The 10,849-nt window shown below is 31.0% G+C and carries 9 protein-coding genes and 1 pseudogene; 1 reads left to right on the forward strand and 9 read right to left on the reverse strand.

Going from position 1 to position 10,849, the window contains the following annotated elements:
* Positions 1-213: hypothetical protein (locus DWB61_RS17830; RefSeq protein ID WP_225423413.1), on the forward strand; the 213-nt coding region annotated here is incomplete at its 5' end.
* A gap of 190 nt (positions 214-403) precedes the next feature.
* Here DWB61_RS17830 and DWB61_RS17055 read toward each other — a convergent pair.
* The 9 genes and pseudogenes from DWB61_RS17055 to DWB61_RS17090 all read right to left on the reverse strand — a co-directional run bounded on the left by DWB61_RS17055 (position 404) and on the right by DWB61_RS17090 (position 10,669).
* Positions 404-2,101 carry a hypothetical protein gene (locus DWB61_RS17055; RefSeq protein ID WP_125032150.1) on the reverse strand — a complete coding sequence of 566 codons (1,698 nt, stop codon included), beginning with the start codon at positions 2,099-2,101 and terminating at the stop codon, positions 404-406.
* Positions 2,094-4,100, reverse strand: a complete 2,007-nt coding sequence (locus DWB61_RS17060; protein WP_125032151.1) for a hypothetical protein — start codon at positions 4,098-4,100, stop codon at positions 2,094-2,096. The genes DWB61_RS17055 and DWB61_RS17060 overlap by 8 nt, the downstream gene beginning before the upstream one ends.
* A gap of 335 nt (positions 4,101-4,435) precedes the next feature.
* Positions 4,436-5,809: an FRG domain-containing protein gene (locus tag DWB61_RS17065; RefSeq protein ID WP_158614458.1), complete on the reverse strand. Its 1,374-nt coding sequence runs from the start codon at positions 5,807-5,809 to the stop codon at positions 4,436-4,438.
* A gap of 408 nt (positions 5,810-6,217) precedes the next feature.
* On the reverse strand, positions 6,218-6,532 hold the full coding sequence (locus DWB61_RS17070) for a hypothetical protein (RefSeq protein WP_125032153.1): 315 nt from the start codon (positions 6,530-6,532) through the stop codon (positions 6,218-6,220).
* A gap of 246 nt (positions 6,533-6,778) precedes the next feature.
* Entirely contained in the window at positions 6,779-8,053 is a 1,275-nt protein-coding gene (locus tag DWB61_RS17075) for a PDDEXK-like family protein (RefSeq protein ID WP_125032154.1), read from the reverse strand.
* Between the two features lie 260 nt (positions 8,054-8,313).
* Positions 8,314-8,469 (reverse strand): annotated as a pseudogene (locus tag DWB61_RS18005) (DUF7000 family protein); the annotation flags it as partial.
* Positions 8,470-8,500: 31 nt separating this feature from the next.
* Entirely contained in the window at positions 8,501-8,905 is a 405-nt protein-coding gene (locus tag DWB61_RS17080; protein ID WP_125032155.1) for a GNAT family N-acetyltransferase, read from the reverse strand.
* Between the two features lie 262 nt (positions 8,906-9,167).
* Entirely contained in the window at positions 9,168-10,190 is a 1,023-nt protein-coding gene (locus tag DWB61_RS17085; protein WP_125032156.1) for a hypothetical protein, read from the reverse strand.
* 257 nt (positions 10,191-10,447) lie between these two features.
* Positions 10,448-10,669 carry a hypothetical protein gene (locus DWB61_RS17090; protein WP_125032157.1) on the reverse strand — a complete coding sequence of 74 codons (222 nt, stop codon included), beginning with the start codon at positions 10,667-10,669 and terminating at the stop codon, positions 10,448-10,450.
* Between the last annotated feature and the right edge of the window lie 180 nt (positions 10,670-10,849).

Below are 10,849 nucleotides of genomic sequence, written 5' to 3' on the forward strand. Positions count from 1 at the left end.
TCAAGTTTTAAACCTCAGTCAAAACTAGTAAAACAACTGGTGTACAATAAAACAGGAAAATCCATTAAAGCAGAAATGGCAACACGCTTGCCAGCGAGTGCCATTACGAATCAATTAACTGTAACGGTCTTGCTAAGTTGCGTGGGCGATTTAAAGTGTTGTCCATTCAAACCGCTCGGAAGCAAGCCGCATAAATTTGTTTATATTTTTTAGCAAACCAATTTAAATGGCTTGCTGGTGTTTCTTAATTGAACTAAGCTTTCTAACTGAGCATCACCGCCCATGAAATTTAGCTTTTGTTAGCGTTTCGTGCTTTATTCCTGTCATTGCGCGGGTTGGGCAGGAAAGCTCTTTGGCTGGTTTTGGTTGTGTGTTTGCCCGTGCGACCAGACAACGTGCTTGATTAATCACTGGGAATCTTTTTTCTCCATTCATCAGGAAATATCTCATTCTTGTAGTACTTATGAGCTAATGTTCTTAAAAATGGGAATCCAGCTTTATCTGTTCTGTATTCCATTTTTTCATATTCTTTTTCTTTAACTTTTTCCTTAAACTCATCGAAACTATCTGGCACAGCTTGGAAACTATCAATATAATATTCTGAATGCATATGTCTTTCAAACAATAATTGCTCAATATCAAATTCTTTAACGCTGGGATGGGCAATTTGAAGATTCACCTTATCATCAAGACGTTTTTTTAAATCAAGATAAGTTTCCTCTGCATTAAAAAATATTAGCAATTCATATAAAATAGCTATTAGCATTGAAGATTCATCTGTATATTCTTGTGGTTTTTCTCCAGTAGCAACAAATTCTGATACCAAACTAATCCTATTATATCCATCAGGAAGTCGGTTTCGTTTTATCTTAATTATGAGTAAACCATTTATGACTCCAAAAATGTAGGAAGCTAAAAACTCTAAATCCTTTTGTCTCATATCAGATTGCTCAGAAAAGAAACGAAAAACATTTAAGATAGCTATAGAGTGATTATCAATAATTGGTCGATATGCACCACTATTATTTTTAATTAATGTGATTATTTTATCTTTCTGAATGTTCCGTAATCGTTTTTTGTGTTTAGAAGCTTCTCTGTAGTCTGGATAATAAGTTCTTAGTTCACAATAGTAAATTATGTCGTTTATATAATCAAAGCACCTCAAAGGATAACCTATTGCCTCAAAAAAAGCTCCATTCTCAGCATATAAGCCATTCTCTAATGAAGCAACCTTGTATGTCTTCTTAAAATATGCATCTAAGATATTGTACTGAATTGTAAGTAATTTTCGAAATTCTTTTAATACTGCTTCCTTTTGCTCTAATTTTTGTTTTAGAATCCAAGACCAAACTCTTAATACTAAATAATCTGAGCATTCTTTTGCTGCTATAAGATTCTGGTTTTCGTTACTGTAATGGAAAATTATTGAGGATAAGAGATTAAGTGTTGCAAAATATTTCTTAAAGGTACGTCCCTTTATTGTCTTTGTTTTATCAATCTGAATTTCTACCAATTGTTTAAAATCACTGAAATCATTGTCAGGAGAATCTAAAAATGCCAATGTCCTTTTTAGTAAACGATTACTCTCTGCATCAGCTAATAGATATTCACTGAACAAATACTTGCTAAACAAATCCGTTAAGTAGTATATATCCCAACGTTCAAATTCACCAGGTTTAAACTCTCTCGAAATAAAGCCATCAAATGTGGGTCTAATATTTGTTTTCAGAATACCATTATGAACAACAACTATTTTAATTGGAAGCGAATCAAATTCAGGAATAGAACTATCATTGAATGCAGTATCTTTTGCCTCAATAATAGATTCTCTTATACCATCAGAAATAGAATAATTTTTATCTGTGATATTTTTATCTTTGAATCCTTTCAATTCAAAATACCAGCGAAACTTGTTTCCATTATCGTCATTCCCAATTGCGACAATATCCTTCCCATATTGTGATTGACCTTTAGATTCAAGAGCTGTTTGCACAATTCTAAATCCCATAACACTCAACAAAAGAGGAAATAAATAATCTAATTCTTTATCTTCTTTAAGACTACCTAAATATTCTTGAACAATGATACTGTTACTATTCATTATCTAAAATTCTTTTAATTTCAGCAAAATTAGTCTCGCTCCAATTAGTAAACATTTCTACACTAGTTTCAAAATCAAAATTTTCAGGGCGAATAAAATACATCCTTGGTAAAGAAAAACTTGTACTTATCTCACTCAATTTCGATATTTCATCTCTTCCATCAATTTTCCATCCACCTCCCTTCAATAATGTTACTTTAGAACAGAAATTAAGGAAAGAACTATTTTCTTCACTACTCTTTTGCATTTGACGGCTAAAACGTCTGTTATAGTTTTTATTGAATTCCACAAACAATCTATTTTGTGTAAATGCAGGGTTTAGCTCTTTTATTTCGTCTTTTACAACTACATTATTCTGATAAAATACAACTTTGTAATCTTCTATTCTTTCAAATATTTCTTTCAAGTCGTTGTCTTCGAAATCCAGTTTTTCTTTAAGTGTTGCAGTAACTGAGCCCCCATAGCTTTCTGTGTATTCTTCTAGCTTACATATGAATGCTTCTTTAACTAACAAAGATTTACTTTTTAATAAAGGTAGCAGACAAGGAATTACACTTTGGGGTTCTCTATAGTTTTGAAATACGGAAACCCATAGTTTGTATTGATTAAGTGAACTTAATTCAAGGATATCATAATCAAATGTGTAAAACCCATCATATAAACGACTTAAAATATCTGTTGCTAAGAATCTATAGCAAGCTTTATCTTGAATGAGTAAATTTACTATTACCTTGTCAAACTCTTTTTTATGATTCGATTGAAGTACATTTATTGAAGAGGACAAACTCCTTTCAATTGATTTAAATGGTAAATATTCGCCTATGGTATATAAAACTATCTCAAATAATTTTACATCTTTTTGTTTCCAAAGAAAGTGATTAATTGAATTTAAATATTCTTGTTTAAAATGAGGTTTCTTAATAAAACTAAGAATCAAATCATTTCTTAATTCAAGATGGTTATCTTGATATTCATTTTCTCTTAGAATGAAATAAATAAGGTTTGGATTATCAATACTCAACAATTCGTCTAGACACCTAAATGCTAACCCTATATACTTTTTATCTATATCAGTTTCTTTTGACTTTAATATAGCAAAAAGTAATTTTGGTAGATTCAATAAAACATGTGTATTGTCCTTTTTTGATTTATTATAAACCTTAAAGATTAATACACATTCATCATCTTTCACATGTTCTATATTTGACAATCCACATATGATTGAGACTGCATAAGTTTCATTATTTATTTTATCTTCAAGGTATTTATTAAAGAATATTAAACCCAGCTTATCATACAACCCCGTAATTATTGGTATTAAGAAATCAATTTCTAAATCAGCCTGATTAAAAGAAAACTCAAGACATTTAAGTCCCCATTTTTCATCTTCATATATTTTATTTCGAACACCTCTAAGAAAGCTTCCCAATGGCATATTATAATCGGCATCACTTTTCGTCCATTTTATTAATTGAATGCCATTTTGAAAGAATTTGGTCTCCTCGATCTTGAGAAAAGGCAACGCTCGGCTATAACCTTCATTAAAGGAAAAAATATCATCCCTGTTTGTTTCAGCATCTAATGAATTAAGATAATCCGAAAAATCAATACCAAAACTCTGGTTTGAGTCAAGTATAGCGATTGCCCACAGTTCATTTAATAAAGTTGAGATATTTCTTACAAACTTATCAGATTTGTAGTCAGCTTCAATTTCTTTTAATAACAAGACAAAGGATTTGAAATCATTGGTCAGCTTTATCTTACTTTTAAAAAGAGAATAAACTTTAAATCCAAAGACTTCGAAATCTATAATATGATATTTATCTGTTTGAAGTTTTACAATTTCAGATGTAGAAAGTTTTTCAAATTCAATTCCAGCAATGTCCTTATTAAATATCAATGATTTATTTGAAAGACTATAATCTATAAGTAAATCAAGATTAGAATTTATTTCGTCATCATTTTCAAGTCTGTCTTTTATATCAATAATATTTCTCATATCGCCAAGTGTGTAGGACCAAAAATAGCTCTTTTGCAAGCTGAAGAATCAGCCTGTGTGTTGGAGCTTGCAAATGTGCTATTTGTGCGTTGGGTTCTCATCAGTTTATCTATGTTATATCGGTCTCATTGCATGAACGCTAACGGTCTTGCTAAGTTGCGTGGGCGATTTCAAAGAAATAACCTTTCAAACCGCACGGAAGCAAGCCGAGTAAATTTGTTTATATTTTTAAGCAAACCAATTGTATTGGCTTGCTGGTGTTTCTTAATTGAACTAAACTTTCAAACTGCGCATCGCCGCCCATGAAATTTAGCTTTTGTTAGGCGTTCGTTTTTTTATAACAGTACATACCAATTATCAATATTAAAGGCATGTTGGATTAATGCTATTTCTTGTTTCTTAATTAGACTATGAATTTTTAATAAGGATTCAATTATTCTAATATGCTCTTCAGGCTTTCCACAATCACATTCCTTTTCTATTTTAACGTATTCTAATTTACCATTGTTAAAAGTAAATGCGTGTCCTAACTGAAATTCTATATTTTCTTCATCCGCTACAAGGTGACTCTCAATTATTAAATCATTGTCTTTGTGCAACCAAATTCCTGCATATGGTGGAGAATGATCGATTACTTTGTCATGGTCAAGTACTGCTTTTGTAAAGAAAATACTATTTGAATTTATATTTGGCCATGATAACTCAAGTGATTCATCGTTTGAAAATAAACGATTAAATGCTACAGGAGATATTGTAATTTTTGCTGTATCCACAAAATCTCCTTTTTGTCCTTTATGCATTTTAGAAATGTTAAAGTATTCTGTTTTCCAAATTCTAAAAGGAGAAGGTTCATATATTGTAGTGTCCTTCCATTTAGGATTAAAATCATATAAATCGTCTTTATCCTCAATGTAGAACGGAATATGAATAGCTCTTTTTCCAATTACAAAGAATTTATCTAAGCTTTCTACCGTTTCTTCGTTTACTCCTACAAAGTTCTTGCATGGTTTGTTATAATAATGTTGCGGTAGTTGGACATAAGGTACATCTAAAAGACCCGCATAACCTTTATCTATTTTAGGATGTGGAAATAATTCCTTTAATGATTTCGATGATGTAAATAAAGACCTGTCAATTTCAATAATCTTTTTTATAAACTTGTTTGGATTTGGTAATCTAGGTGGATGGTCTAAAATCAAGTAAGCTCCTTGTTTTTCAGGTCGTATAAATTTAGATTCATTTCCGATATCGAAAAGTTCTTCTTCTGTAATCATCTCTTCATAATTGGGAACTTCGAATATGATAATATAGCCAATCCCATCATCTAACTTTTTATAAGTTGTTTCATCTTGAAACCTAAAAGTATTACCAATCCACATGGTTGGTTTCAAAACCTCATATTTATAACACGCAAACCACGCAGCAGTTAAAGGATTATTTGTCAAATCTAAATAGAATGTCGGTAGTCCATAATGCTGTAAAATTGCTTGATTATATTTTGTGCCAGATTTTTTGTCAGTAAGTCTATTAACAATTGTATTCCACCCACTTTCAACTTCAGAATTGACAATTGTATTTTGTCTAGCTCTTCCTGACCTGACTTCATCATAAATCTGATTTTGACCTCTAAACAACAATAAATTTTCCGGAGGAACTTCTTTTCGAATTTTATCTATTTCTTTTAATAGTTGTTCTTCTGATTCTATCATATTATTGCTTAATTGGCAGTGTTTTAAAATGACGCCTAACGGTCTTGCTAAGTTTTCGTGGGCGATTTCAAAGAACAATCTTATCAAACCGCGCGGAAGCAAGCCGCATAAATTTGTTTATATTTTTTGCAAACCAAATCTAGGTGGCTTGCTGGTGTTTATTAATTGATCTAAGTTTTCAAATTGCACATCCACGCCCATGAAATTTAGCTTTTGTTATCGGTCGTTTGGAAGTTTATCTTGGTTAGATTTTCATGTTCATTTTAACTTGGAAAAGATGCTAAAACAATCCTTAAAAAAATTGCGTTAGCATTGCTGACCATAATATTATACAGTAATAACTGTTAGTTATATCAGATTGATACATCCATTTTAATAATTAAATTTCAAATGAAAAGTTCCAATTATTTAATTAACTCTTCTTTTTCCTATACCATTGCATTTTGAACAAGGAACAGCAACAGCCCATGCTTGTTCATACCATTTAAATGTTAAACCACTTTTATCCCGACAAACAGGACAACTATATGTTACTCCAGAATCACCTGTAACACCTTGTCTGCATGTTCCAGTACCTTTGCAATGTCCACATTCTACTAATATCTCTTCAATTATAACGTTTTGTTCAACAACTACAACCTCCAAATTATCAACTTTTTTACCACAACTAGCACAATATTTCCAATCTACAGAGAGTTTTATGCCACAATTTGTACAATTCATATTAAATAATCTATATAATTTTTATTTACACTAAATTCGAAACAAATTAAGAAATGACCGATAACGTTTCATGTATGAGTAGTAGCGGATAATAATAGTGGTTTCGTTTCAATTTCAAAGTAGCCAAAGCTACATTTTATCCTTTTAGTCAAATCGGTAGATTTGGCGGGGGTTATTTGAAACGCAATAGTTTAAATACCCACAGAAACCGCTATTACTTATACATATTGTTGGGCGCTGGCTTTTTTATTCATGAGTTATATATTCTATTCCATTAATACGCTTTGTCATTTTTTTAAGAAAACGGTCAATATTATTAATTCCCCAATTTCTCGCTACAAAATATTCTTCTCCTTCAAATATTAATTCAGGTTCGCTATTTATTCGATATTTTCTATATTTTGTCTCAGTGTCAGTAACTTCATCAATGGTTTTTAGAAGTAAAAAACTACAGGATTTGTCTGCTCTTAAAAACTCAAATAATTCGGAATCAATTAAGTTTTTATTTTCAAGCAATTTTACCGTTGAATAACCTATATCTGACTTTTTAATTTTTTCAATTTCGACAGTTCCATTGTATTTAATTGAGTAAAGGCTTCTGTCTTTATTTGAATTTGATAGATTACTTAAAGCTGAGGATGCACTATCTCTTACATCTTTTTCTTGTTCTGGGTCAGAGCTTATGGCATAAAGTGATGCTAAAATTAACTTTTGATTTTTTTCCCAAAACTTAGTCAATAGATTTCTTTCGTCTGTTCCAAGTGCCATAATTAATCCTTGTTTATATTCGTCATCGTCTTTGTCAATTGTTGGTTGACTTAATGACTGTAAATATTCTTTTATTATAAATTCAGTCTTGTTGTTAATATTTCTTTTCAATGCAGGTTCAAGCATAAAATCAACTATTGATTGATAATTTACCTGAGTATATTCTTTACAACTGCATTCAGGCTCCTGTAATTCCATCAAGTCTAAACTTGAAATAGGAGTTAGAAAAACATATAGGTTTATAAATTCTTTTTCTTTAAAATTTTCATAATGATTGAAATACTTAGTAGTCTGGTCACTATGTTCTTTTGTTCCAACTTTATTTTCAATAATTAATCTCAATCGATTATTTTTTCCATTAGTCTGAATCGTTATTTCTATATACAAGTCAATTCTGCCAACTCCTTTTTCAACTCTTTCCGTTTCTATGTATAAGTCACTTATTGAATAGTCGGAAACTATTATTGAATCAAATAAATTCTTATTTCTTTGATTTTGTGAATCATTGCTGTAAATAACAATCAATTCAAGAAGTTTCCGAATTGGGAAATCTAATAGTTGATGACTTTCTTTTTCATTTAGAATCCATGCTAAAAAGCTACTATGAACAAGCTCTTTTCGACTTGCTCCCAATATTTCAGGGAAAGATTTTGAATGATAATAATTCTCTAACTGATTTACATTTTCATCATTATTGAATTTCCGTATCAAAGTCCTTAATTCTTCTATCTTGATATTTTCAAAATCATTCATTTCTATCAATTAATTTTCTATGTGTTTGGTTGTTTTTGCTTGCGCCCAACGGTCTTGCTAAGTTTTCGTGGGCGATTAAAAGAACCATCCTCTCAAACCACACGGAAGCAAGCCGCATATATTTGTTTATATTTTTAAGCAAACCAAATCAATGTGGCTTGCTGGTGTTTATTAATTGAACTAAACTTTCAAGCTGCACATCGCCGCCCATGAAATTTAGCTTTTGTTAGGTGCTGGTTTTATTCGTTTTCCTAATGCTTTTATGTCACTAGACCGATCTTTATATAGCCAATTATTTCATTTGGAAATTGCCCAGATTCATTTCCAATATTTTCAGATAGTGCATCTATGTCATTGAAGTTCGGTCTTTTAACCAATATCGTTTCAAGAATAGAATACATAGATAATGTTGTTTTGTCTTTATTCCATTAGATTATGCAAGAATACTTATTGCTCCTTTTTTGAATTAGTCACTTCATATATTGAACCTTCACGCTTGTAGCCTTGTTCCATATAATACTCGTCAACATCAGACATAACATATACAATATGATTCGGATATTCAGTATATATACACTCCATTAGTTTTCTTCCAATCTTTCGACCTCTATACTTTGGCATGACCAGTAAATCACAAACATACACATAGAACCCACAATCATTAATTGAACGAGAATAACCACATAACCTATCTCCTTCATATGCCACATATGTAATGGAGTTACATAAGGCTAACTTATATTTATCTGATACACTTTCATCAGAATAGCAAGCCCATTCTTTGCCTTCAGTCTCAATCATTTTCATCAACTGATCTTCATCCTCATCCTTATTATAAGCTCTAATTTTCATTCTTAAAGTATCCTATTTTAGATTATTTGTCATATTTGAAAATTGTTGTCTCCTCAAACTTGCACCTAACGAGTTGAGCTATGAGCTGTTGGCGACCTAAAAGAGAAAATCTTCAGAGTTCATCCCAAGCCAAAGCTGCGTATTTTTGTTTTATATTTTCATTTCAAAAACCAAAACCGAAGCTTTGGCATTTCTCCTAGTTGAACTGAACCTCGCCCACGCGCAAAACGCCAAATAGCTTATAGGTTGTGTTAGGGGGAGTTTATTCAAAATATGATTTAGCTGTAAATTTTAATTCTTTACCCGAAGTCAAATCTTTCCATACCCCTTCATATTTCTTTCCATCGAATTCAAACTCAAACTTCTCTTTTATAGTTCTCGACCCAAGATCAAACATTTCAACATTATATTTATTTTCTGTGTCTCTTGAACCAACGAGATATAAGCCTTGACCAACTTTATCATACCAGTAATAAGATTCGTCAATTTCATAATACCTAAATTTATTGTCATAAGAAAAGTTTAACACCATTGTAATTGGGTATCTATCTGCAATAAAACCTTTTAAGAATATTGCTTTACTTGTTTCAAATTTCTCTTCTTTTATATTAGTATTACCAAGAAATATTGCTTTCCCGTATTCAGATAACATATTTTCTATTTCTGAAAATTGAAAACTCACTGTCCAATTAATATTATTTTCATGTCTAATATCTTGTCCTTGAGAAGAAAATAAACAAAGGCTATTATCTTTTATAAAGAAGTTTTGAAAATACTTATCTAACCTTTCATAAAGAGACTTTCGTAATTCTTCTTTAGCTTGAGAATCAACAATTTTACTTAATTTAAATTCAATTCGTTTTTCTAACACTTCTTTTCTCAAATTGTAAAGCTCATGAATTGAATTTTCCTTGAACAAATGACTTAGTTCAATTATTCTTCCAGTTTGAGAGTTAAAATTCAAATAATGAGAATATCCAGCATCGATTTTCAAGGATAGTATTGTTTTTGAATTTTTATACAATTCATAATCACAAGTTCTTTCTTTTGTGAAATCTTCAAATAAATACTTATCTGATTTTGAAATCTTTTTGTTTAAAGTCTGTAATTGAATATATTCATTGATTGCTTCTAAAGCAGCCTCATTATCTCCTTCTAATGAAATAAATTCAGGAAAATTTAGAGTTTTATTATTATTCTCTAAACTATAATTTAAAACAAGTGCTTGACTAAAGCTTAAAAATCCTGTTAAAATAAAAGAAATTAAAATGAGAAGTTTTTTCATAGTTTATACTTAATGATTATGCCTGTATTAAAATTCCCCCTAACGGTCTTGCTAAGTTTTCGTGGGCGATTTAAAAGAATTTACCTTTCAAACCGCGCGGAAGCAAGCCGCTTAAATTTGTTTATATTTTTTGCAAACCAAATCTAGGTGGCTTGCTGGTGTTTATTAGATGAACTAAACTTTCAAACTGCTCGTCACCGCCCATGAAATTTAGCTTTTGTTACCATTTCGTTGCTTATTCCATCTAATATTTCGAATTATTTAAACAAAACGGTAAGTGTTATGTTCTTTTCACTTTCATCCAAAATCAAATTATCTGCTCTAAAATATAAATTACTTACTCTCAGAGATACGCCACCTGCTCTAGAATTTAAGTCAGCTGCTTCCAGAGACACGTAACTTGCTCTAAAATTTAAGTTAGCTGCTTTCAGAGACACGCCACCTGCTCTAAAATTTAAGTTACCTGCTCTCAGAGACACGTCACCTGCTCTAAAATTTAAGTTACCTGCCCCAGAGACACGCCACCTGCTCTAAAATTTAAGTTACCTGCCCTCAGAGACACGCCACCTGCTCTAAAATTTAAGTCAGCTGGCTTAGTGATTGAATAAGCTAATCCCCTGTCTTGAATTACTTTTAAAATTAATCTGTCAATAATTCTA

It is taken from the genome of Ancylomarina euxina (genome assembly GCF_003863355.1).
Classification (GTDB): domain Bacteria; phylum Bacteroidota; class Bacteroidia; order Bacteroidales; family Marinifilaceae; genus Ancylomarina; species Ancylomarina euxinus.